The organism is Streptosporangium sp. NPDC053982 (assembly GCF_055585205.1).
This window is the reverse complement of the sequence record NZ_JBVJKQ010000005.1, coordinates 384,600-405,877: the sequence shown is the minus strand read 5'-3', so window position 1 is coordinate 405,877 and position 21,278 is coordinate 384,600. Positions and strand designations below refer to the sequence as shown.

At 73.4% G+C, this 21,278-nt stretch carries 18 protein-coding genes; 12 read left to right on the top strand and 6 right to left on the bottom strand.

The window, feature by feature from the left end; genetic code table 11:
* Window positions 1-18: 18 nt before the first annotated feature.
* Window positions 19-933, top strand: a complete 915-nt coding sequence (locus ACZ6W9_RS11510; RefSeq protein ID WP_389967632.1) for an SDR family oxidoreductase — start codon at window positions 19-21, stop codon at window positions 931-933.
* A 119-nt stretch (window positions 934-1,052) separates the two neighbouring features.
* Here ACZ6W9_RS11510 and ACZ6W9_RS11505 read toward each other — a convergent pair whose 3' ends face one another.
* Entirely contained in the window at window positions 1,053-2,027 is a 975-nt protein-coding gene (locus ACZ6W9_RS11505) for a helix-turn-helix transcriptional regulator (protein WP_470117527.1), read from the bottom strand.
* A 337-nt stretch (window positions 2,028-2,364) separates the two neighbouring features.
* Here ACZ6W9_RS11505 and ACZ6W9_RS11500 point away from each other — a divergent pair, with 337 nt between their 5' ends.
* The 3 genes from ACZ6W9_RS11500 (at window position 2,365) to thyX (ending at window position 6,645) form a co-directional block, all read left to right on the top strand.
* A complete protein-coding gene (locus ACZ6W9_RS11500; protein WP_389967636.1) occupies window positions 2,365-4,500 on the top strand; it encodes an anthranilate synthase component I in 2,136 nt (711 codons plus the stop codon).
* Between the two features lie 179 nt (window positions 4,501-4,679).
* The gene (locus ACZ6W9_RS11495; protein ID WP_470117525.1) at window positions 4,680-5,876 is read left to right on the top strand and encodes an AI-2E family transporter; all 1,197 of its coding nucleotides are present in this window, start codon (window positions 4,680-4,682) and stop codon (window positions 5,874-5,876) included.
* A gap of 43 nt (window positions 5,877-5,919) precedes the next feature.
* Window positions 5,920-6,645 carry an FAD-dependent thymidylate synthase gene (gene thyX, locus ACZ6W9_RS11490; protein ID WP_389967640.1) on the top strand — a complete coding sequence of 242 codons (726 nt, stop codon included), beginning with the start codon at window positions 5,920-5,922 and terminating at the stop codon, window positions 6,643-6,645.
* Window positions 6,646-6,878: 233 nt separating this feature from the next.
* Here the strand turns inward: thyX and ACZ6W9_RS11485 are convergent, their stop codons facing one another.
* Entirely contained in the window at window positions 6,879-7,484 is a 606-nt protein-coding gene (locus tag ACZ6W9_RS11485) for a helix-turn-helix domain-containing protein (protein ID WP_389967642.1), read from the bottom strand.
* 64 nt (window positions 7,485-7,548) lie between these two features.
* On the opposite strand from ACZ6W9_RS11485, the gene ACZ6W9_RS11480 reads away from it, so the two are divergent.
* Window positions 7,549-8,934 carry an MFS transporter gene (locus tag ACZ6W9_RS11480; RefSeq protein ID WP_470117522.1) on the top strand — a complete coding sequence of 462 codons (1,386 nt, stop codon included), beginning with the start codon at window positions 7,549-7,551 and terminating at the stop codon, window positions 8,932-8,934.
* Here ACZ6W9_RS11480 and ACZ6W9_RS11475 read toward each other — a convergent pair.
* Window positions 8,913-10,076 carry a globin domain-containing protein gene (locus ACZ6W9_RS11475; protein ID WP_470117520.1) on the bottom strand — a complete coding sequence of 388 codons (1,164 nt, stop codon included), beginning with the start codon at window positions 10,074-10,076 and terminating at the stop codon, window positions 8,913-8,915. The two genes, ACZ6W9_RS11480 and ACZ6W9_RS11475, sit on opposite strands and share 22 nt — an antisense overlap.
* A 543-nt stretch (window positions 10,077-10,619) precedes the next feature.
* Here ACZ6W9_RS11475 and ACZ6W9_RS11470 point away from each other — a divergent pair.
* Together ACZ6W9_RS11470 and ACZ6W9_RS11465 are read left to right on the top strand one after the other, a co-directional pair.
* The gene (locus ACZ6W9_RS11470; RefSeq protein ID WP_470117518.1) at window positions 10,620-11,423 is read left to right on the top strand and encodes a gamma-glutamyl-gamma-aminobutyrate hydrolase family protein; all 804 of its coding nucleotides are present in this window, start codon (window positions 10,620-10,622) and stop codon (window positions 11,421-11,423) included.
* A complete protein-coding gene (locus tag ACZ6W9_RS11465; protein ID WP_389967650.1) occupies window positions 11,420-12,211 on the top strand; it encodes an enoyl-CoA hydratase/isomerase family protein in 792 nt (263 codons plus the stop codon). The genes ACZ6W9_RS11470 and ACZ6W9_RS11465 overlap by 4 nt, the downstream gene beginning before the upstream one ends.
* A gap of 97 nt (window positions 12,212-12,308) precedes the next feature.
* On the opposite strand, the gene ACZ6W9_RS11460 is transcribed toward ACZ6W9_RS11465, so the two are convergent.
* From ACZ6W9_RS11460 to ACZ6W9_RS11450, 3 genes are all read right to left on the bottom strand, one after another.
* On the bottom strand, window positions 12,309-12,770 hold the full coding sequence (locus tag ACZ6W9_RS11460) for an SRPBCC family protein (protein WP_389967652.1): 462 nt from the start codon (window positions 12,768-12,770) through the stop codon (window positions 12,309-12,311).
* A 110-nt stretch (window positions 12,771-12,880) separates the two neighbouring features.
* The gene (locus ACZ6W9_RS11455) at window positions 12,881-14,062 is read right to left on the bottom strand and encodes an acyl-CoA dehydrogenase family protein (protein WP_389967654.1); all 1,182 of its coding nucleotides are present in this window, start codon (window positions 14,060-14,062) and stop codon (window positions 12,881-12,883) included.
* 202 nt (window positions 14,063-14,264) lie between these two features.
* Window positions 14,265-14,879, bottom strand: a complete 615-nt coding sequence (locus tag ACZ6W9_RS11450) for a class I SAM-dependent methyltransferase (RefSeq protein WP_389967656.1) — start codon at window positions 14,877-14,879, stop codon at window positions 14,265-14,267.
* 197 nt (window positions 14,880-15,076) lie between these two features.
* Here ACZ6W9_RS11450 and ACZ6W9_RS11445 point away from each other — a divergent pair, with 197 nt between their 5' ends.
* The 5 genes from ACZ6W9_RS11445 (at window position 15,077) to ACZ6W9_RS11425 (ending at window position 21,220) form a co-directional block, all read left to right on the top strand.
* Window positions 15,077-16,822, top strand: coding sequence for a sensor histidine kinase (locus ACZ6W9_RS11445; RefSeq protein WP_389967658.1), 1,746 nt, complete (start codon window positions 15,077-15,079; stop codon window positions 16,820-16,822).
* Entirely contained in the window at window positions 16,819-17,520 is a 702-nt protein-coding gene (locus ACZ6W9_RS11440) for a response regulator transcription factor (protein WP_362946383.1), read from the top strand. The genes ACZ6W9_RS11445 and ACZ6W9_RS11440 overlap by 4 nt, the downstream gene beginning before the upstream one ends.
* Before the next feature lie 66 nt (window positions 17,521-17,586).
* Entirely contained in the window at window positions 17,587-18,006 is a 420-nt protein-coding gene (locus ACZ6W9_RS11435) for a hypothetical protein (RefSeq protein ID WP_389967660.1), read from the top strand.
* Between the two features lie 112 nt (window positions 18,007-18,118).
* Window positions 18,119-18,715: a CDP-alcohol phosphatidyltransferase family protein gene (locus ACZ6W9_RS11430; protein ID WP_362946388.1), complete on the top strand. Its 597-nt coding sequence runs from the start codon at window positions 18,119-18,121 to the stop codon at window positions 18,713-18,715.
* A gap of 3 nt (window positions 18,716-18,718) precedes the next feature.
* Window positions 18,719-21,220, top strand: a complete 2,502-nt coding sequence (locus tag ACZ6W9_RS11425; RefSeq protein WP_362946391.1) for a mannose-1-phosphate guanyltransferase — start codon at window positions 18,719-18,721, stop codon at window positions 21,218-21,220.
* The last annotated feature ends 58 nt before the right edge of the window (window positions 21,221-21,278 follow it).

Sequence of the window (21,278 nt, the reverse complement as noted above, 5' to 3'; positions counted from 1 at the left end):
GGCGGCAGCATCGTCCCCATGCACAACACGCTGAAGGAGAAGGTCGCCCTGGTCGCCGGGGCGACGAGGGGGACGGGACGGGCCATCGCGGTGGCGCTCGGCGAGGCGGGCGCCACGGTCTACTGCACCGGCCGGACCACCCGCGGGGAACGATCCGAGATGGGCCGCCCCGAGACCATCGAGGAGACCGCCGAGCTGGTGACCCGCGCCGGTGGCCGGGGCGTCGCCCAGCGCGTCGACCACCTGGAGAGCGACCAGGTGCGCGCGCTGGCCGAGCGGATCGACCGCGAGCACGGCCGCCTCGACATCCTCGTCAACGACATCTGGGGCGGCGACATGTTCGCCAAGTGGGACGTGCCGGTGTGGGAGCACCCGCTGGACGACGGGCTGCGCCTGATGCGCCTGGCGATCGACACCCACCTCATCACCAGCCACCACCTCCTGCCACTCATGATCAGGAACCCCGGTGGCCTGCTCGTCGAGGTGACCGACGGCACCGCCGAGTACAACGCCGTCAACTACCGCCTCTCCGTCTTCTACGACCTGGCCAAGACCTCACTCAACCGCCTGGCGTTCTCCATGGACCACGAACTGCGCCCGCACGGCTGCTCCGCCGTCACGCTGACGCCCGGCTGGATCCGCTCGGAGGCGATGCTGGAGCACTACGGCGTCACCGAGGACAACTGGCTCGACGCCACCGCCCGGGACCCGCACTTCGCGATCACCGAGTCGCCGGCCTTCGCGGGCCGGGCCGTCGCCGCGCTGGCCGCCGCCGACGACCGCGCCCGCTGGTCGGGGCGGACCGTCTCCAGCTTCCAGCTCGCCCAGGAGTACGGGGTCACCGACGTCGACGGCAGCGTGCCCGATGCCTGGCGCTACATCGAGGAGGTGCAGAGCAAGGGCAAGCCCGCCGACGTCACCGGCTACCGCTGATCCGGGGGGACGGGGGCGGGGCCGCGTGCCGGGCGGCACGCGGCCCCCGGCGCCTCCGGGCCCGCACCCCCCGTCCTCGGCCCGGTACGGTCGCGTCCCCGGGCCCGCATCGCCCGTCCTCAGCCCGGTACGGTCGCGTCCCCGGGCCCGCCGTACAGGGCGTTCATCCGCGCGGCGGCCCCGGCCAGGAGCGCGCGCAGCTCCGGCGGATCGAGGACCTCGGCCTCGGGCCCGAACCGCAGGAGCTGGCCGTAGGCGACCTCCACCGACTCGACGGGCAGCGACACCGTGACCCACCCCTGCCCGTCGGGTCCGGTGGCCGACGCCAGCGCCTCGTCCAGGGCCGCCGGGTCGGCGAAGATCCGCAGCCGCCGGTGACCGAGGGCGCTGAGCCGTACGGTGACCCGCGTCCGCAGCAGCGAGCGGGCGAACTCCGCGGCGCGCTCCTCCCAGAACGCCGCCAGGTCGAAGCCGCGGTCGCGCTCGAAACGCCGGTCGGTGTGCGCCTCGACCCCCGAGAAGCGGTCCACCCGGTAGATCACCGACCGCGTCGCCAGGTACCAGACCCCGGCCTTGAGCACCAGCCCGTACGGCTCCAGCGTCCGGTGCTCGCCCCGGTAGAGGCCGGTGACGGGGTGATCGCCCCACACCGCCCTGGCCAGCGGGGCCAGCGCCTCCGGCGGTGGGCTGTTCCCGGCGAACCAGCCGGGGGCGTCCAGGTGGAAGCGCTGCGAGGCGCTCGCGGGGGCGTCGCGTGCGCCGGGCGACAGCGCGGCCGCCGCCTTCAGCCGCGCCGAGGCCGCCACCTCGCCGAGCCCCATGTCCCGCAGCGCCCGCGGCACCCCGGACAGGAACAGGGCCTCCGCCTCGGCCCGGTCCAGACCCGTCAGGCGGGTGCGGTAGCCCTCCAGCAGGCGGTAGCCGCCGCCCCGGCCGCGGTCGGCGTAGACCGGCACCCCGGCCTCGGCCAGGGCGAGCACGTCACGGTGGACGGTCCGCTCGGAGACCTCCAGCTCGCGGGCGAGCTCCGCGGCGGTCATCCCGCCGCGCGCCTGGAGCAGCAACAGCAACGACATCAGCCTGGCCGCACGCACCCGCCGACCCTAACCCGCCCGCCGTCCGGCCTCACCGTCCGGCCCGCGCCCGCCGTCCGGCCCCGCCCCGCGGGCCCGGCCCCGTCACGCCCCGCGCGCCCGCCGTACGGCCCGCCCGTCGCGCGGACCGGGCCCGGCCCGCGGCACGTTGCATGATCACGGTTCCCGCCGGTATTCTTTCGGCATGCGAGACCTCGACACCCTCCAGTGGTGGCGCCGCTGCTAGGCGGCGCGTGTTTCGCATTCGCGAAGTGGACAGACGGCCGCCCGGGAAGGCGGCCTTTTCTGTTTCCGCCTCCTTCCGGGCATCGAGCGACCAAAAGGGACGAGGCTGCAAGTGGAGACCAGCGGATATACCACTGCCGGTGGCATCGGCGTCGAGGTCACGACGTCCGACGTGCCGGAGACCATGCTGGAGGACGTCGTCACCGCCCTCGGCGAGCGCCGCGGCGGCGTGCTCTCCTCGGGCATGGAGTATCCCGGCCGCTACAGCCGGTGGCACCTGGCCTACGCGGACCCCTGCCTGGAGATCGTCGCCCGCGGGCGCAGGATCTCCGCCCGCGCCCTGAACGGCCGCGGCCGGGTCGTGCTCCCCGCGGTCGCCTCGTGCATGCTCGCCGCCGGCAAGCCCACCGGTGAGCCGACCGCCGACCACGTCGAGGTCCACGTCGCCGAGTCCGAGGACATCCTCCCCGAGGAGATGCGCAGCCGCCGCCCCACCGTCTTCACCGCGATCCGCGAGATCATCGCCGCCTTCCAGGGCGACGACGAGCACCTGGGCCTGTACGGCTCCTTCGGCTACGACCTGGCCTTCCAGTTCGAGCCGATCCGGCAGGTCCTCACCCGGGCCGACGACCAGCGCGACCTCGTGCTGCACCTGCCCGACCGGATCATGGTGGTCGACCGCAAGAGGGAGACCAGCAGGGAGTACCTCTACGAGTTCACCGTGGACGGCGTCTCCACCCGCGGCCTGCCCCGCGAGGGGGAGAGCGTCCCGCTGCCCCCCGCCCCCTCCGAGGTCCCCGCCGCCCCCGTCAGGGGCGCCTACGCCGAGGTCGTCGCCGCCGCCAAGGAGAAGTTCGTCCGCGGCGACCTGTTCGAGGTCGTCCCCGGCCAGGTCTTCCACGGCGTGTGCACCGACCCGGCCGGCTTCTACCGCACCCTGCGCAGGCGCAACCCGGCGCCGTACGAGTTCCTGTTCAACCTCGGCGACGGCGAGCACCTGGTCGGCGCCTCCCCGGAGATGTACGTCCGCGTCAGCGGCGACCGCGTCGAGACGTGCCCCATCTCCGGCACCATCGCCCGCGGCGGCGACCCCATCGAGGACGCCGAGGCCATCCGCACCCTCCTGAGCAGCGTCAAGGAGGAGTCGGAGCTGACCATGTGCACCGACGTCGACCGCAACGACAAGTCCCGCGTCTGCGTGCCGGGCAGCGTCCAGGTCATCGGCCGGCGCCAGATCGAGATGTACTCCCGCGTGATCCACACCGTCGACCACATCGAGGGCCGCCTGCGCCCGGGGTTCGACGCCCTGGACGCCTTCCTCACCCACATGTGGGCCGTCACCGTCACCGGCGCCCCCAAGACCTGGGCGATGCAGTTCATCGAGGACCACGAGGCGACCACCCGGCGCTGGTACGGCGGAGCCGTCGGCTACATCGGCTTCGACGGCTCGATGAACACCGGCCTGACCCTGCGCACCGCGCAGATCCGCGGCGGCGTCGCCACCGTCCGGGCGGGCGCCACCCTGCTGTTCGACTCCGACCCCGAGGCCGAGGAGCGCGAGACCGAGCTCAAGGCCAGCGCGCTGCTCGAAGCCTTGACCGCGGTCGGCGAGGAGCACGAGCAGGCGCCGGCCCCGCGGGCCCCCAGGACGGGAGAGGGCATGAAGGTGCTGCTCGTGGACCACGAGGACTCCTTCGTCAACACCCTCGCCGACTACTTCCGGCAGCAGGGCGCCGAGGTCGTCACGCTGCGCCACGGTTTCCCCGTCGCCATGATCGACGAGATCGGCCCGTCCCTCGTGGTGCTCTCGCCCGGCCCCGGCTGGCCCGTCGACTTCGGCCTGTCGTCGCTCATCGACGCCCTCTACGAGCGCGACCTGCCGGTGTTCGGCGTCTGCCTCGGCCTGCAGGGCATGGTCGAGCAGGCCGGCGGCACGCTGGAACTGCTGGCCGACCCCGAGCACGGCAAGCGCGGCCAGGTCAGCAGGACCGGCGAGAGCGCCCTCCTCGACGGCCTGCCCGAGGAGTTCGTCGCCGCCCGCTACCATTCGCTGCACGCCAAGCGGTCCGGCCTGGTGGGCTTCACCGCCACCGCCTTCACCCCCGACGGCGCGGTGATGGCGATCGAGGACCCCGAGCGGCGGCGCTTCGCCGTGCAGTTCCACCCCGAGTCGATCCTCACCGCCGAGGGCGGCGCCGGAGCGAAGATCATCGCCAATGTCCTCCGGCTCTGCCGCACCCCCGCGTAGTTCACGCTGAAGGACTCCGTCGCCCGATTCCCCGGAGGTCACGCCGGATCGGGCGACGGAGTCGTGAAGGCCGGGGATCCGGCTTGTGCCGCGTGACGGCGCCTCACCCGCGTCGGCCCGGGTCCGCGCCGGGTTCCCCCGCCGACGCGGGCCCGGCCGGATATGTCTAGGGTGTTCTCGTGGCCGCCCCGCTGAACGCCGAGAAGACCCGCACCGCGCTGCGCACGTCGGCACGCATCTCCCTGGAGACGCTGCTCGTCGTGCTGATGACCGCGGTGGCCCTGTGGATCCTGGGCCAGATGTGGTCCATCGTCTGGCCGCTCGTCATCGCGCTGCTCCTGACCACCCTGACCTGGCCCGTGACCCGCTTCCTGCGCCGGCGCGGCTGGCACCCCACCCTGGCCGCCTCGGTCGTGACCCTGCTCTTCCTCCTGGTCGCCGCAGGCACCGTGGTGCTCATCGTCGTCCCGGTGGCCTCCCAGTCCGGCGAGCTGGTCACCGGCGTGGGCGACGGCATCCAGCGCCTGCGCGACTGGGCCTCCGGGCCACCGCTGAACTTCGGCGACAGCCAGGTCAGCGACGTGTTCAACACCGCGGTCACCCGCGTCCAGTCCAGCGTCGGCAGCATCGTCACCGCCACTCTCAGCGGAGTGGGCACCGTGCTGAACGGCCTGGTCACCACCGTTCTTGCGCTCTTCCTGATGTTCTTCTTCCTCAAGGACGGCCCGCGCTTCCTGCCGTGGCTGACCCGCCAGCTCCCCGGCCGTCTCGCCACGGACGTGCCGGCCGTGGCGACGCGCGGCTGGGACACCCTCGGCTCGTTCGTCCTCTCCCAGGCGTTCGTCGGCCTGCTCGACGCCGTCTTCATCGGTATCGGCCTGTGGATCGTGGGCGTGCCGCTGGTCCTTCCCCTGGCCGTCCTGACCTTCGTCGCGGCTTTCGTCCCCATCGTCGGAGCCCTGTTCGCCGGTTTCGTCGCGGTCCTCATCGCGCTGGTGTCCAACGGCCTGACGGACGCGCTGATCGTGCTCGCCATCATCGTCGCCGTGCAGCAGCTCGAGGGGAACGTCTTCCAGCCCATGGTGCAGAGCCGTGGCCTGGGCCTGCACGCGGCGGTGATCCTGCTGGCGGTGACGCTGGGCGGCAGCCTGGCGGGCATCGTGGGCAGCCTGCTGGCCGTACCGGTCACCGCCCTGATCGCCGTGGTGTGGAACTACCTGCGCGAGCAGCTCAGCGATCCGCTCCCCGCGCCCCCCGAGCCGGAGACCCCTAAGCCGGAGACCCCTAAGCCGGAGACCCCCGGGCCGGAGACCCCCGGGCCGGACACCGGGGGCGCCCAGCGCGGGCGGCGGGGGCTCCTGGGGAGGCGGCGCTAGGCTTGCCTGTGCCCGCCAACCGCCACCGGAAGGTCTACCGCCCATGGACGACAGTCAGCCGCGTTTCCTCGACGACGTCACCGTCGAGTTGGTCAAGCACAGCGCCTCGGACACCGACGTGCTCTGGGCCGCGCGGGTGTCGACCGCGGGGGAGCAGTCCCTGGAGGAGATCAGCAAGGACCCGGAGCGGTCCAGGGGGCTGATCAACTACCTGATGCGCGACCGGCACGGGAGCCCGTTCGAGCACAACTCCATGACCTTCTTCGTCCGGGCGCCCATCTTCGTCTTCCGCGAGTTCCACCGCCACAGGGTGGGATGGTCCTACAACGAGGAAAGTGGGAGATATAGGGAGCTTTTGCCCGATTTCTACGTTCCGGGCAGGGATCGCCGGCTCGTTCAGGAGGGCCGTCCGGGCAAGTACGTGTTCGTCGAGGGGACCGACGAGCAGCACAAGCTGGTGACCGAGGCGATGGAGGCCTCCTACCGGCAGTCCTACGCCGCCTACCAGGAGATGCTGGAGGCCGGTGTCGCCCGCGAGGTGGCGCGGGCCGTGCTGCCGGTGGGCCTGTTCTCCTCGATGTACGCCACCTGCAACGCCCGGTCCCTGATGCACTTCCTGTCGCTGCGCACCAAGAGCGAGCAGGCCAGGGTGCCCTCGTTCCCGCAGCGGGAGATCGAGATGGTGGCCGAGAAGATGGAGGCCGCCTGGGCGTCCCTGATGCCCCTCACGCACGCCGCGTTCGTGGCCAACGGCCGCGTCGCCCCCTGACCGGCGTCCTCCGGTGCGCGGCCCGCTGAGCGGTGTGCCCCCTCGGCCGGCCCGTCGCCTTCGGCGCGTCTCCCGGGGGAGGCGCGCCGTTCGCCTTCTCTCGCCCCCGGCCGCCGACGGGGGCCCCGTCCACCCGGAGGCCGGAGCCTTCCCGGTCCCGGGCGTCCCGGGTGGATCGCCCCGGGCGAGGTGCGAGGGTCGAAGGACGGACCCGGCCCCGGGAGGCCGGGAGCTCACTCCGGGCGGTCCGCCTCGCCGGCGTCCGGCTCGCTGACGCCGAAGGGGAAGGCGTCGAAGTTGACGGCGACATAGGCGGTGTCCGGGGTGTCGGCGGGACGATCCCGGGCCCGCCTCCGGTAGGCGTCCAGGACGGCGGAGACCTCGCCGACGAGGTCGGCCAGCTCCTGCAGGGTGAGGCGCATCCTCCCGCTGGAGGCGACGGAGGCCTCGGTCCACGGCCGGGGGGTGGTCCGCGACTCCTCCAGCCAGCGGGTGAGATCGGCCTCGCGCTGGCGGACCACCTGGGCGAGCACCATCTCGGCGGCCTGGGCCGTGTCGGGGTCGCGCCGGAAGCGGTCGCCGTCCATGGAGAAGCTGCCCGCGCGCCACCAGCGTTCCTTGCCCCGGCCGCGTCCCGGGACGTCCTCGATGAAGCCGTACTTTTCGAGCTGCCGCAGGTGGTAACTCGTCGCGCCGGTGTTCTCCCCGGTCAGGGCGGCGAGCTGGGTCGCGGTCGCCTCGCCGTGTTGCTCCAGCAGCTCCAGCAGGCGCAGCCGGGAGGGATGCGCCAGCCCTTTGAGCGCGGCGGCGTCGATGGAACGGGTCTTGTCATCCGTCATGTGCAGCCATATCTTTGCAAAGAATCGTTTGCAAACTTCTCTTTCCACGATACCGGGAGCGCGCATGGCCGGACGACCCTTCCACTGGCTGATGACCGCCTCCGGCCTGTCGAACGTCGCCGACGGGATCACCGTCGTCGGCGTCTCGCTGATCGCGGTGACCCTGACCCGCTCGCCGGTCCTCGTCTCCCTGGTCAGCGCGGCGGCCACACTGCCGTGGCTGCTGCTCGCGCTGCACGCGGGCGCCCTGGCCGACCGGCACGACCGCCGCCGGATCATGGTCGCCGCCAACGCGCTGCGGGCCGCCGCGCTGGCCGGGGCGGCGCTGGCCGCCTGGCTGGAACTGCTGAGCCTGCCGGTGCTGCTGGCCGGGGCGCTGCTGGCCGGCGTCGCGGAGGTCCTCGCCGACACCTCCGCGCAGTCGGTGCTGCCGATGGCCGTGCCGCGCGAACGGCTGGGCGAGGCCAACGGCCGGCTCATCGCCGTGCAGACCGTCGGCAACAACTTCCTCGGCGCCCCGGTCGCCGGGATCCTGGCCGGGATCGGTGCGGCGGTCACGCTCGGGACGCCCGCGCTGCTGTACGCGGCGGCGGCCCTGACACTGCTCGGCATGCGCGGGCGGTTCCGCGTCGAGACCCCCTCCACCCGGCCGCTGCGCGCCGACATCGCCGAGGGCCTCCGCTACCTGTGGGGCCACCGGGTGCTGCGGAGCCTGGCTCTTTTCTCGGGTGTGCTCAACTTCGCCAACACCGCCTACTTCGCGGTGTTCGTGCTGTGGGTGGTCGGCGAGGAGTCCCGGGTGGGGCTGACCTCCGCCGGGTACGGCGTGCTCACCGCGGCGCTGGCGGCGGGCGCGGTGGCGGGCTCCCTGCTGGCCGACCGGCTGACGCGCCGGGCCGGTCAGGTCAGGACCCTGCTGGCCGCCGACCTGGTCGGCGGGATCCTGCTGTTCATGCCGGTCCTGGTGCCCACCGTGCCCGGTATAGCCGTCACCGCGGTGCTGCTCGGCGTGACGAGCGCCGTCGTCAACGTCGTCATCGTCTCACTGCGGCAGCGGATCGTCCCCGAGGCGATGCTCGGCCGGGTCAACGCCACCGCCCGCCTGATCGGAATGGGGGCCACGCCGCTGGGCGCCGCGGCGGGCGGGTTCCTCGCCGACCGGGCGGGACTGCCCGCGGTGTTCTGCGCCGCGGCGGCGCTGTGCGTCGTCTCCGTCGCCGCGGTCTCCCGCTCCGTCACGACCGCCTCGGTCGCCGCGGCCGAGGCGGCCGCCCGTACGGAGGAGGAGACCCGTACGGAGGAGGAGATCCGTACGGAGGAGGAGGCGCGTACGGAGGAGGAGGCCCGGACGGATGGGATCGGGGCGGACGAAGTCCTCGCGGGGGATCACGCCCGGACGGGAGGGACGGCCCGGCCGGCGGAGACGGCTCAGGCGGGGGAGACGGCCTGAACGGGGGAGACGGCCTGGGCGGAGGAGACGGCTTCGGACCGGACGACGTCCCAACGGATGTCGGTCAGGGGGACACCCCCGCGTCGCAGCCTGCGGACCGCGTCGCCGACCATGGCGGGCGGGCCGCAGACGTAGACCTCGTGGCCGGCCCAGGAGGGGAAGCGGTCCAGCACCTCGGTCACGGTGCCCCGGACCCCGTCGTAGCCCGGCTCGTCGGAGACGACCGGCAGCACCCGCAGCCATGGGAACTCCGACTCCATCCGCACCAGGTCGGGCAGGTCGTACAGCTCCGCCGAGTGGCGCGCGCCGTACAGGAGATGGATGCCGGGCCGCCGCCCGGAGGCGATGACGTGCTCGGCGATCGCCTTCAGCGGGGCGAGCCCGGTGCCTCCCGCGACGCACAGGATGTCGCGGCCGGAGTCCGGCGGGGCCATCGAACCGGACGCGGGGCCGAGCATGAGGGTGTCGCCGACACGGGTGTGCCGGACCAGCGCGCCGGAGACCCAGCCGCCCCGCACCGCGCGGACGTGCAGCCGGATGGCGCCGTCCGGCCGCGGGGCGTTGGCGATGGAGAACGGCCGCCACACGCGCGGCCAGCGGGGGGTCTGCACGCTGACGTGCTGCCCCGGCAGGTACGGCAGGGGCTGGGCGGGCCTCAGGGTGAGGACGGCGATGTCCGGGGTGCGCAGTTCGTGGCCGGTGACCTCGGCCGGCCACCAGGCGGGGGAGACGCCCGCGTCGGCCTCGGCGGCCCCGGTCATGACGCTCGCGGCGAGGTCGTACGCGGCCTCCCACGCCCGCCCGACCTCGGGGGTCCAGACCTCGGCGGCGAAGTGCCGCACGGTGGCCAGCAGCGCGTCGCGGACCGCGGCGTAGTGCTCGGTGAGCACGCCGTACTTGCGGTGGTCGCGGCCCAGGCGGGCGAGGAACGGCGCCATGCCGTCGGGGCTGTCGACGCTCCAGGCGATGCGGGTCAGCGCGCCGAACAGGCGGTCGCGCTGGACGTCCATCGCCGGGGGGAACATTCCCCGCAGATGCGGATTGGCGGCGAACAGCCGCCCGTAGAAGTATGCCGCCGCCCGGTCCGCGACGGGCTCGATGACGGCGAAGCTTTCCTTGACGAGACGCGGATTCAACGACATGTGATCGACCCTCACCCCACCGACCGGATCAAAGTCCGATCACGCAGACCACCTCCATGACGGCTCCGGGTGACGAGCGCCCGGTGGCCCCGGCCCGCCGGCTCGCTCAAATTGAAGTCTTGCAGTTTCCGATAGGCGTCACAACCGTTTCTCCGGAATATGGTGTGAAATCTGGTCTTCCGTAATTGAGAGGTCGTCTCGGGTCACAACCTCTCTGCAATCGGACGCACTTAAAATGAGGGATATTCGTGATATTTCGTATTTGATAGTGCGTCCGCTCGCCCGGCCGGTTCGTGAGCCGGTTTCGGGGAATCTCCAGAAGATGGATCGTTCCATCGTCCCCGGACGCGGCCGGCGGGTGGAGCGCTCCATTCCCCCGGGGAGCGCTCCGCCGGGGGCGGGGTTTCCCGTGCGGCCCCGTTGAGATCTGATATGTGTGACATAACCGAAATGGCGCGCAGCATGATAGGGATGTTGCCGAAAGACGGGACAGGCGCCGTCCGGGAACAGGGCGCCGCCTCCCGCACGGCCACTGGAGAGCCCATGCCCCGACCTCTGATCGGCATCACCTCCTACCTCGAGGCCGCCCGCTGGGGCGACTGGGTCCGCGAGGCCGTCCTGTCCCCGGCCGCCTACACCCGGGCTGTGGAGCGGGCGGGCGGCGTCCCGGTGCTGCTCCCGCCGCTCGCCCCGGCCATGGCCGCCGAGCACGCGCGCCACCTCTCCGGGGTGCTCCTCACCGGCGGCGGCGAGATCGACCCCACCCTGTACGGCGCGGCCCGCGACAAGCGGCTCGGCGAGCCCCAGCACCACCGCGACCGCTTCGAGCTGGCCCTGGCCCGCGCCGCCGTCCAGGCCGGCCTGCCGCTGCTGGGCGTCGCCCGGGGCATGCACGTGCTGAACGTCGCCCAGGGCGGCAGTCTGATCCCGTGGCTCCCCGACGCGGTCGACAGCCACGAGCTCCACACAGGGGGCGGGCACGTCGTCCAGGTCAGCGCGTCGAGCAGGCTGGGCGAGGCGGTGGGCGACCGCGTCGAGACGACCGCGCCGCACCGGCAGGCGATCCGGCGGATCGGCGCCGGCCTGACCCCCGTGGCCTGGGCCGACGACCAGATCGTCGAGGGTGTCGAGCTGCGGGACCACCCCTTCGGCGTCGGGGTCCAGTGGCACCCCGAGCGCGACGACGGCGACCGGCTCGTCGCGGCGCTGGTCGAGGCCGCCGCGCGGTTCGGGACCGGAACCCGGCCCGGAACCGGAGGCGGGGCCGAGACCGGAACCCGAGCCCGTCCCGGGGCGAGGGACCTGCCGGACGCCGCCGCCACGCGGCCCGAGGAGGCCCGGCGATGAAGGGGTACGAGGGCTACGAGAAGCTGAGGATCGACTGGGCCGCCGACGGGGTGCTCCGGGTGACGATCAGCGAGCCGCGCAGGCTCAACGCCGTGGACACCGCCGGCCACCGCGAGCTGGCCGGCGTCTGGCTCGACGCCGACCGCGACGACGCCGTGCGCGCGGTGCTCGTCCGGGGCGAGGGCGAGGCGTTCTCGGCCGGCGGCGACCTGGCGATGATCGAGGAGATGACCCGCGACCACGCCACGCGCATGCGGGTCTTCACCGAGGCCCGCGACATCGTCTACAACGTGATCAACTGTTCCAAGCCGGTCGTCTCGGCCGTCCAGGGCCCGGCCGTGGGCGCGGGCCTGGCGGTCGCGCTGCTGGCCGACGTCTCCGTGGCGGGCCGTACGGCGCGCGTCATCGACGGCCACACCCGCCTCGGCGTGGCCGCCGGCGACCACGCCGCCATCGTCTGGCCGCTGCTGTGCGGGCTGGCCAAGGCCAAGTACCACCTGCTGCTGTGCGAGCCGGTCACCGGGGAGCAGGCCGAGGCGATGGGCCTGGTCAGCCTGTGCGTGGACGACGACCAGGTGCACGAGCGGGCACTGGAGGTCGCCGTACGGCTGGCCGCGGGCTCGGCCGAGGCGATCCGGCTGACCAAGTACGCGCTCAACAACTGGCTGCGCCTGGCCGGTCCCTCCTTCGACGCCTCCCTGGCCATGGAGTTCCTCGGCTTCACCGGTCCGGACGTGGCCGAGGGGGTGCGGGCCGTACGGGAGCGTCGCCCGCCGAGGTTCACCTGAGGGCCCGCACGGGCACCCCGGGAAGAGATCCCTCAAAGGAGAGCCCGGCGGGCCCGGAGAGCCGTCCCGCGGGCCGCCGAGGGCCGCCCCGCCGGGGTCAGCCGACAGGTTCGGCGTCCGCCGAGGGAAGACTCCCGGCGTGCCGCTCGCCCAGGGCCGCCAGACCGGGCGCGAAGATGTACCGGGCCACGGTCCGGGTCACCTTGGCCTCGTCCGCCCCGGCGTCCGTCTCGAAGACCGCCGACCACTCCACGAACGCCCGGCCGGTGTCGGTGACGGGGCTGACCCGGTAGACCGCCCGGTACTCCCGGACCGGCAGCGGGCTCTCCAGGATCTCGTAGGCCGCCGAGCGGGAGTCGTCGTCGAGGGTGAGCAGCCGCTCCCGGAAGAGCCCGCCCGCACCCTCGATCCGGCGCACCGTGCCCGGACCGCCCTCGCCCTCCTCGAACACGCAGGAGGAGATCCCGGGCAGCCACTCGGCGAGGTTCCCGAAGTCCCTCAGGTAGCTCCACACCTCGTCCGCGGAGGCGTCGATCACGGTGCTGGCGTAGGCGGGCATCGGCTGCTTCCCCTCGTCGTCCGGTCCGGCGCTCTCCGCCGTCGTCGGGGCCCGGCGCCGGCCGCCGGGTCCGAGGGGAGTCTGCCCCCGGCGGCGGCCCCGCAACCGGGTCAGAAGCTCCTGGGCAGCCCCAGCACCCGCGTGGCCAGATGGTTGAGCAGCATCTCCTCGGCGACCGGGGCGACCTTGCCGACGCGGGCGTCGGCCAGCAGCCGCGCCACCGGGTACTCCAGCGAGTAGGCCATGCCGCCCAGCGTCTGGAACGCCCGGTCGGCGGCATTCCACGCGGCCCGCGAGGCGGCCAGCTTGGCGATGCCGGCCTCGGTCCCGCACGGCAGCCCGGCGTCGAACAGCCACGCGGCCTTGTGGACCATCAGCCTGGCCAGCTCGATCTCCGCCCTGACCTCGGCCAGGGGGAAGGCGACGGCCTGGTTGGCGCCGATCGGCCGGCCGAAGACCTCCCGCTCCCCGGCGTAGCGCACGGCCACCGACAGGGCGACCTCGGCGGCGCCCAGCCCGCCGGCGGCGAGCAGGATCCGCTCGGGGTTGAGGACGTCCCACAGCACCCGCGACCCCTGGTCCACCTCGCCCACCACGTTCTCCGCCGGCACCCGCAGGCCGTCGAGGAAGACCGTGTTGGAGGGGGTGGTGTTGGCGCCCATCTTCGGGATCGGCCGGTAGGACAGCGATCCGGCGGCGACCGCCTCGGGCACGTTCACCAGCAGGACCGTCAGGCCGTGGCTGCGCGGCTCCGCCTCGGCGGCCGGGACGGTCCGGGTGACCAGCAGCATCCAGGTCGCGCGCTGCACGCCGGTGATCCAGATCTTCCGGCCGTCGACCACGAACCCGTCGCCGTCGCGCCGGGCGGAGGTGGAGATGCCCAGGGAGTCGGATCCGGCGTCGGGCTCGGTGAGGGCGAAGCAGGTCTCCACCTCGCCGGTGGCCAGTTTCGGCAGCAGCTCCTCGCGCTGCCGGGGGCTGCCGTGCCGGGCCAGGGTGAGGGCGCCGAACCCGGGGGTGAGGACGTAGGTGAACGCCGAGCCGCCGGCCGCGCCGGACGCCGACAGGGCCTCGGTGGCCACGGCCAGCTCCAGCAGGCCCTGGCCGCCCCCGCCGTACTCCTCCGGTACGGCCAGGCCGAGCCAGCCGCCCCGGGCCAGGTCGTCCCAGACCTCCTGCGGCCAGCGTTTCTCGGCCTCGCAGCGCTGCCAGTAATCGAGGTCGTAGCGGGCGCAGACATCGGAGACGCCGCGCCGGACGGCGAGTGCGCTCTCGGGAAGGGTGAAGTCCACGGGCGATCAACTCCATTCCGGTCGCGCGATCTTAGAACGAGGTTCTGTTCCCGATCCAGTGCCACGCGCCCGACGTCCGCGCCCGCCCGTCTCCCCGGAGCCCGCGCCCGCCGTCCGTCCCCGTCCGGGCCTCCCCGGCTCCGGGTCCGTCTCCGGCGTGCCGCTCCGCCCCTTTCCGGAGCCTCTGCCCCGCCGTACGGGCTCAGCCGGGACGGCCCGCCCCGTCGGCGGGGCGCGGCCGGCGCGCGTGGTAGACGAAGGCCGGCGGCAGGTTGCCCCACACGGTACGGCCCGCCACGAGCTCCTCGAAGGAGGCCGCCAGGAGCCGCCGGAAGCGCCGGGCGGGCGGCAGGTGACGGACGAAGCCGTAGGCGAAGGTGGTGAAGGCCGCGTCGGGCCCCGCGGCCGAGCGGACCGCCTCCAGCAGCCGCACCTGGACTCCGTCGGGGAACGCCGCCCACGGCAGGCCGCTCACCACCACGTCGGCGCCGGCCAGCCCGCGCTCCCGCAGCAGGCAGGGCAGCCGCGCCGCGTCGGCGGCGACGACGTCCACCTCGGGGTGCCGGTCGGCGAGGAGCCCGGCCATCCGGGGGTTGATCTCCACGGCCAGGTGGTGCCCCCGGCCGCCCAGCCGCCGCTGGATCTCCGCGGTGAACACGCCCGTGCCCGCACCGAGCTCCACCACCACCGGGTCGCCCCGGCGGGGGATCGGCGCGGTCACCGCCTCGGCGAGCCGGCGGGAGCTGGGGGCCACCGCCCCGACGGTCGCCGGGGAGCGCATCCACTGCCTGAGAAAGAGTGCGGCGTCACTGCTCATGCTGTGCACCATAGGCGGTGTGAGGTCCGAAACCACCCCAACGGCTGGCCGGATCCCGCGGCCACTTGGAGGAGGCGACCGCCCTTCCGGAGGAGGGCTTCTCCCTCGTCAAAGCCTATACCGTGCATGTATGCGACTCCGTGACATGCCGTATGAGATCCCGTGACCCGTCTGCGGCCCCGAAGCCCGGCGGCCCGGTGACCGGCACGGGACGGCGCGGCTGGGCCGTGGACGTCTGCCTGGCCGTCGCCGCGGTCGCCCTGGACCGGTTCGTCTCCGGCGGCGCCTACCTCGGCGGCACCGTCCCGGCACTGATCACCTGGGGGTTCGCCCTGCTGGCCGGGGCGCCCATGGGGTTCGTCCGGCGGTTCCCCCTGACGGTCTGCGCCTTCCTGGCGGTCTTCCTCGTCGTGTGCGACCAGCTCGGCGCCTACACCGCCAACACCGCGCAGATCCTGCTGACCGTCGCGGCGGGCGTGGCCGCCCACCGCGGCGGCCGGCGCCGCGCCGCGGCCGCCGCGGTCCTGACGGGGGTCGCCACCGCGGTCAACGTGGCCGACCCCGGGGTCGTTCTCACCGCCGCCGCCTGGTCCGCCCCCGCCGTGGCGGGCATCCTCCCCGTGGCGATCGGCCGCTACCTCCGTCACCCCATCGAGCCGATGACCGGGGTGGAGCGCCGTCCCGGCCTCGACCTGCTGCTCGCGGGCGGCGGGGTGGCCTTCATGGTGCTCGGCACCTGGACCAGATGGCACGACGGGCCGCTGCCGGTGTGGGGGGCCGGCTGGTTCGTCATCTGCTGCGGTCTCACCGCCGGGATGGTGCGCACCCTGCCCGGTACGGCCTTCGCCGTGCAGGCGCTGCTGATGCTGCTGGCCGACCGCGCCGCCGACTTCGCCGTCGGCCCCGTCCAGAGCCTGTTCCTCGTCACACTGGGCGTGTTCGCGATGCGGACCTCCTGGTCGTGGACGGGCGTCGCGTACGTGACCGCCTCCGTCGTCACGGCGGTGAACATCGTGGGCGACGAGCTGTCCCGGGTCACCCCGACCCGGGTGGCCGCGCTGCTGGTGATGGTGGCCGCGCCGGCCGCCATCGGCCGCTACCTCGGCATCCGCCGGGCCACCGTCGAGCTGCGGCTGGCGATGGCCGAGGAGGCCAGGCTGCTCACCGCCGAACGGGCCCGGGCCGACCTGCTGGCCGAGCGCGAGCGCATCGCCCGCGACGTCCACGACATCGTGGCCCATCACGTCGGGGCCATGGTGCTGCGGGCCGGAGCCGCCGGGTACGCCGCCCCGACGGGCCCGGTGGCCGAGGCGCTGGCCGACATCCGCGCCACCGGCCACCAGGTGCTGGAGGACCTGCGCGGCCTGCTCAACGTGGTGCGCGACCCCGGCCTCGTCCACCCGCCGCTGCTCGACCCCGAGGACGTCGTGCGCGAGGCCGTGGAGCGGATGAACGCGGCCGGGCTGCGGGCCGAGCTGCGCCTTGACCCCGAGGTGACGCGGCTGCCCCTGGTGAGCCGGGCCTCGGCGGCCCGGATCGTCCAGGAAGGGCTGACCAACGTCCTCAAGCACGCCGGCCCCGGCACCGCCGTCGCCGTCGAGCTCGCCGTGACCGGCGAGGGGCTCGCGGTGAACGTGGCCAACGACGCGCCCCCGCGCTCCTCCGCGCGTCCGGGAGCACCGCGGGCCCGGGAGAGCCCGGAGACCGGGACGCGGGGGCTCCGTGAGGACCTGCCCGGGGCGGGACAGGGCGTCGCGGGGATGCGCGAGCGGGCCAGGGCGCTGGGCGGCCGGATGTCCGCCGGCCCCGACGGTGCGGGAGGATGGCGCCTGGCGGTGACGCTCCCCGCCGACCCCGCGAACCCGGCCGGCGTGACGGGACGGAGCGGATGGACGAACAGGGTGTGCCACGAGGACAGGGCGGTCCCGGAGGAGGCGACGTGATCAGGGTGGTCGTCGCCGACGACCAGGCGCTCGTGCGCGCCGGCGTGCGGATGCTGCTGGAGGCGGCCGGTGACATGGAGGTCTGCGGGGAGGCGGTGGACGGCGCGCAGGCCGTACGGCTGGCCGAGGGGCTGCGCCCCGACGTGACGCTGATGGACCTGCGCATGCCCCGGATGGACGGCCTGGAGGCCACCCGGCGCGTCCTCGCGGCCTGGCCCGCGGCCCGGATCGTGATCCTCACCACGTTCGCCGAGGACGAGAACGTCTACGCCGCGCTGCGCGCCGGGGCGATCGGCTTCCTGGTCAAGGACGACGAGCCCGGCCGGATGGTCGACGCGGTGCGCCGGGCGGCCACCGGCGAGCCGCTGCTCGCCCCCTCGGTGCTGCGCCGCGTCGTGGAGCGGGCGCTGGCCGCCGAGGAACAGGCCGCCGCGCACGTCCCGGCCGGCCTGACCGACCGGGAGCTGGAGGTGCTGGCGCTGGTCGGGACGGGCCTGTCCAACGCCGAGATCGCCGACGCGCTGCACGTGGGCGTCACCACGGTGAAGAGCCACGTCTCCACCGCCATGGACAAGCTGGGCGTGCGCAACCGCACCCAGGCCGCGGTGGTCGCGCACCGGATGGGGCTGGTCGACGCCGGTTTCCGGCCGGTCGGGCATCCGCCCAGGGGCGGAGCGGCGCATCCTCCCCGGGGGTGACGACGCCGCGGCCCCTCCGCCGTCACGATGTGTCCTGAATCGTTCACCCGAGGAAGGACATCCCTCATGCAGGAGGTCATCGCCCGGCCGGCCACGGCGGACGGCCGTCCCGTCCCCGCCGGCCTGCTGTACGGTCTGCGCGTCCTGGTCACCGCCCAGGCGGCCGGCCTGATCGTCGCGGCCTCGTTCGCCGGCCAGGCCGTACGCGGCGGGGAGGAACTGGCCGAGACGCACGTCATGGCCGGGATGGTGGTGCACCTGATCGCGCTGCTGCAGGTCGTCGCCGCCGTGCTGGTCTGGCGGCCCGGCCGGGGCGCCGGCTGGCCCGTCCTCGCCAGCCTGGCCCTGCTGCTGATCGGCCTGGGCCAGCACTTCAGCTGGGAGATGCTCGGCACGCACGTGCCCAGCGGGCTGGCGCTGTTCGGCCTGACCGTGGCCGTGCTGATCTGGGCCTGGTCGTCCCGCGCGGCGGTGCGCCGCTCCTGACCCGCCCCCTGCCGGGGGGGCAGGCCGCGAACCGTATCCCCAACGGGGATACGGTTCGCGCATGCCCCGCACAGGTAGGGTCGGCATCAAGTACGGGAGGGGAGACATACCGGTGAATCCGGAAGCATCGGATACCGAGGACCGCGTCTGGACGGTCCCCAACGCGCTCAGCCTGGCCAGGCTCCTGGGGGTGCCGGTCTTTCTGTGGCTGGTGCTGGGGCCCAAGGCCGACGGCTGGGCCGTCGGACTGCTGATGCTGGCCGGCTTCTCCGACTGGCTGGACGGCAAGATCGCCCGGGCGTGGAACCAGACCAGCAGGCTCGGCCGCCTGCTGGACCCGCTGGCCGACCGCCTCTACATCCTGGCGACCCTGCTCGGCCTGGCCATGCGCGGCATCATCCCCTGGTGGCTGGCGCTGGCGATCCCGCTGCGCGACGTCATGATGCTGGGCATCCCGCCCATCCTGCGCCGCCTCGGGTACGGCCCGGCGCTGCCGGTGCACTTCCTCGGCAAGGCCGCCACCGCCAACCTGCTCTACGCCTTCCCCCTGCTGTTCCTGGCCCACCACGACACCTGGTACGCCGATCCGGCCCGGATCGTCGGCTGGTCGCTGGCCATCTGGGGCACGGGCCTGTACTGGTGGTCCGGAGTGCTGTATTGGGTACAGGTGCGGCAGCTCGTCAAAGGAGCCAAACGCCTTAAGAGGTGATTCGTGAAGGCCGTCGTGATGGCGGGCGGGGAGGGGACACGGCTCCGGCCGATGACCGCCAACCAGCCCAAGCCCCTGCTCCCTGTGATCAACCGGCCGATCATGGAACACGTGCTGCGGCTGCTGCGGCGGCACGGGTTCACCGAGACCGTCGTCACCGTGCAGTTCCTGGCCGTCCTGGTGCGCAACTACTTCGGCGACGGCGACGAGCTCGGCATGAGCCTGCACTACGCCACCGAGGAGATGCCCCTCGGGACCGCCGGCAGCGTCAAGAACGCCGCCGACAAGCTCCGCGACGAGCCGTTCCTCGTGATCTCCGGCGACGCCCTCACCGACATCGACCTGACCGACATGGTGCGCTTCCACCGCGAGAACGGTGCGATGGTCACCATCGGCCTCAAACGGGTGCCCAACCCCCTGGAGTTCGGCATCGTCATCGTCGACGAGCACGGCCGGGTCGAGCGCTTCCTGGAGAAGCCCACCTGGGGCCAGGTCTTCTCCGACACCGTCAACACCGGCGTCTACGTGATGGAGCCGGAGATCCTCGACGAGATCGCCTCCGGCGTGCCGGTCGACTGGTCGGCGGACGTCTTCCCGCGGCTGCTGGCCCGCGGCGCCCCGCTGTACGGCTACGTCGCCGACGGCTACTGGGAGGACGTCGGCACCCACGAGAGCTACCTCAAGGCCCAGGCCGACGCCCTGTCGGGCCGGGTCAAGCTCGACATCGACGCCTTCGAGGTCTCGCCCGGCGTCTGGGTGGCCGAGGGGGCGTCCGTGGACCCCGACGCCGTGCTCAAGGGCCCCCTGTTCGTCGGCGACTACGCCAAGGTCGAGGCCGGGGCCGAGCTGCGCGAGTACACCGTGCTGGGCAGCAACGCGGTGGTCCGCGAGGGCGCCTTCCTGCACCGGGCGGTGGTCTGCGACAACGTCTACGTCGGGCCCGGCGTCCACATGCGCGGCTGCGTCGTCGGCAAGAACACCGACCTGATGACCGGCGTCCGGATCGAGGAGGGCGCCGTCGTCGGCGACGAGTGCATCATCGAGGCCGGCTCCTACGTCTCCTCCGGAGTCAAGGTCTACCCCTTCAAGACCATCGAGGCCGGTGCGGTGGTCAACACCAGCGTCATCTGGGAGCCGCGCGGCCAGCGCAACCTCTTCGGCCCGCGCGGGGTCTCCGGGCTGGTCAACGTCGAGATCACCCCCGAGCTGTGCGTACGGCTGGCCAGCGCCTACGCCACCACGCTCAGCAAGGGCGCCTCCGTCGTCACCTCCCGCGACTCCTCCCGCGCGGCGAGGGCGCTGAAGCGGGCGGTGATCAGCGCGCTGAACGCCAGCGCCATCAACGTGCTGGACCTGGAGGCCACCCCGCTGCCGGTGTCGCGCTTCCACACCGCCCGGGAGAACGCGGTCGGCGGCATCGCGCTGCGCACCACCCCCGGCGACCCGCAGAGCGTGGACATCGTCTTCATGGACGAGCACGGCGCCGACCTGTCGCAGGCGGCCCAGCGCAAGCTCGACCGGGTCTTCGCCCGCCAGGAGTTCCGGCGGGCCTTCCCCGGCGAGATCGCCGAGCTGCGCTTCCCGCCCCGGGCGGTCGAGGACTACACCCACGAACTGCTGCGGCACGTGGACATGCGGGGGGTCCGCGACGCCGACATGAAGATCGTCGTGGACTGTGCGGGCGGCACCTCCGCCCTGGTGCTGCCGAGTCTCCTCGGCCGGGTCGGGGTGGAGGTGCTGACCGTCAACAACCGGCTGGACGAGGCCTCGCCCACCGAGACCCTCGCCGAGCGCCGCCGCGACCTGCAGCGGCTGTCGGAGCTCGTCAGCTCGTCCCGGGCGGCCTTCGGGGTGCGGTTCGACCCGGTGGGGGAGCGGATCGCCCTGGTGGACGAGCTGGGCCACCTGATCAGCGAGGAGCGCGCCCTGCTGGTGGTTCTGGACCTGGTGGCCGCCGAGAGGTGTGCCGGCCGGGTGGCGCTGCCGGTCACCACCACCCGGGTGGCCGAGCAGGTCTGTCGTTTCCACGGCGTGCAGGTCGAGTGGACCGCCACCGCGGTCGACGCGCTCACCGGAGCCGTCCGGAAGCAGGAGATGATCTTCGCGGCGGACGGGCGGGGCGGCTTCGTCGTGCCCGAGTTCGGGCCCACCGTGGACGGCCTGGCCGCGTTCCTGCGCCTGCTCGGCCTGGTCGCCAGGACCCGCCTGTCGCTCAGCCAGATCGACGCCAGGATCCCGGAGGCCAAGCTGCTGCGCCGTACGGTGCCGACGCCGTGGGCCGCCAAGGGGGTGGTGATGCGCTCGGTCATCGAGGCCGCTCAGCACCACCGCATCGACACCACCGACGGGGTGCGGGTCGTCACCGACGACGGGGCCTGGGCACTGGTGCTGCCCGACCCGGCCGAGGCCGTGACCCACCTGTGGGCCGAGGGCCACGACGTCGACACGGCCCAGGGCCTGCTCGAACACTGGGCAAGAGTCGTAGAGGACGCCACCGGCCTCTGACCGCGAGGGCGCCGGTGGCCTGGACCCGCTCGGGGGCGTCGATGGTCGGGACCCGCTC

Coding starts and splice junctions, on each gene's coding strand:
- ACZ6W9_RS11485 (WP_389967642.1), bottom strand. CDS start 7,484: ATGACGGATGACAAGACCCGTTCCATCGACGCCGCCGCGCTCAAAGGG.
- ACZ6W9_RS11510 (WP_389967632.1), top strand. CDS start 19: ATGCACAACACGCTGAAGGAGAAGGTCGCCCTGGTCGCCGGGGCGACG.
- ACZ6W9_RS11480 (WP_470117522.1), top strand. CDS start 7,549: ATGGCCGGACGACCCTTCCACTGGCTGATGACCGCCTCCGGCCTGTCG.
- ACZ6W9_RS11460 (WP_389967652.1), bottom strand. CDS start 12,770: ATGCCCGCCTACGCCAGCACCGTGATCGACGCCTCCGCGGACGAGGTG.
- ACZ6W9_RS11465 (WP_389967650.1), top strand. CDS start 11,420: ATGAAGGGGTACGAGGGCTACGAGAAGCTGAGGATCGACTGGGCCGCC.
- ACZ6W9_RS11470 (WP_470117518.1), top strand. CDS start 10,620: ATGCCCCGACCTCTGATCGGCATCACCTCCTACCTCGAGGCCGCCCGC.
- ACZ6W9_RS11450 (WP_389967656.1), bottom strand. CDS start 14,879: ATGAGCAGTGACGCCGCACTCTTTCTCAGGCAGTGGATGCGCTCCCCG.
- ACZ6W9_RS11435 (WP_389967660.1), top strand. CDS start 17,587: ATGCAGGAGGTCATCGCCCGGCCGGCCACGGCGGACGGCCGTCCCGTC.
- ACZ6W9_RS11475 (WP_470117520.1), bottom strand. CDS start 10,076: ATGTCGTTGAATCCGCGTCTCGTCAAGGAAAGCTTCGCCGTCATCGAG.
- thyX (WP_389967640.1), top strand. CDS start 5,920: ATGGACGACAGTCAGCCGCGTTTCCTCGACGACGTCACCGTCGAGTTG.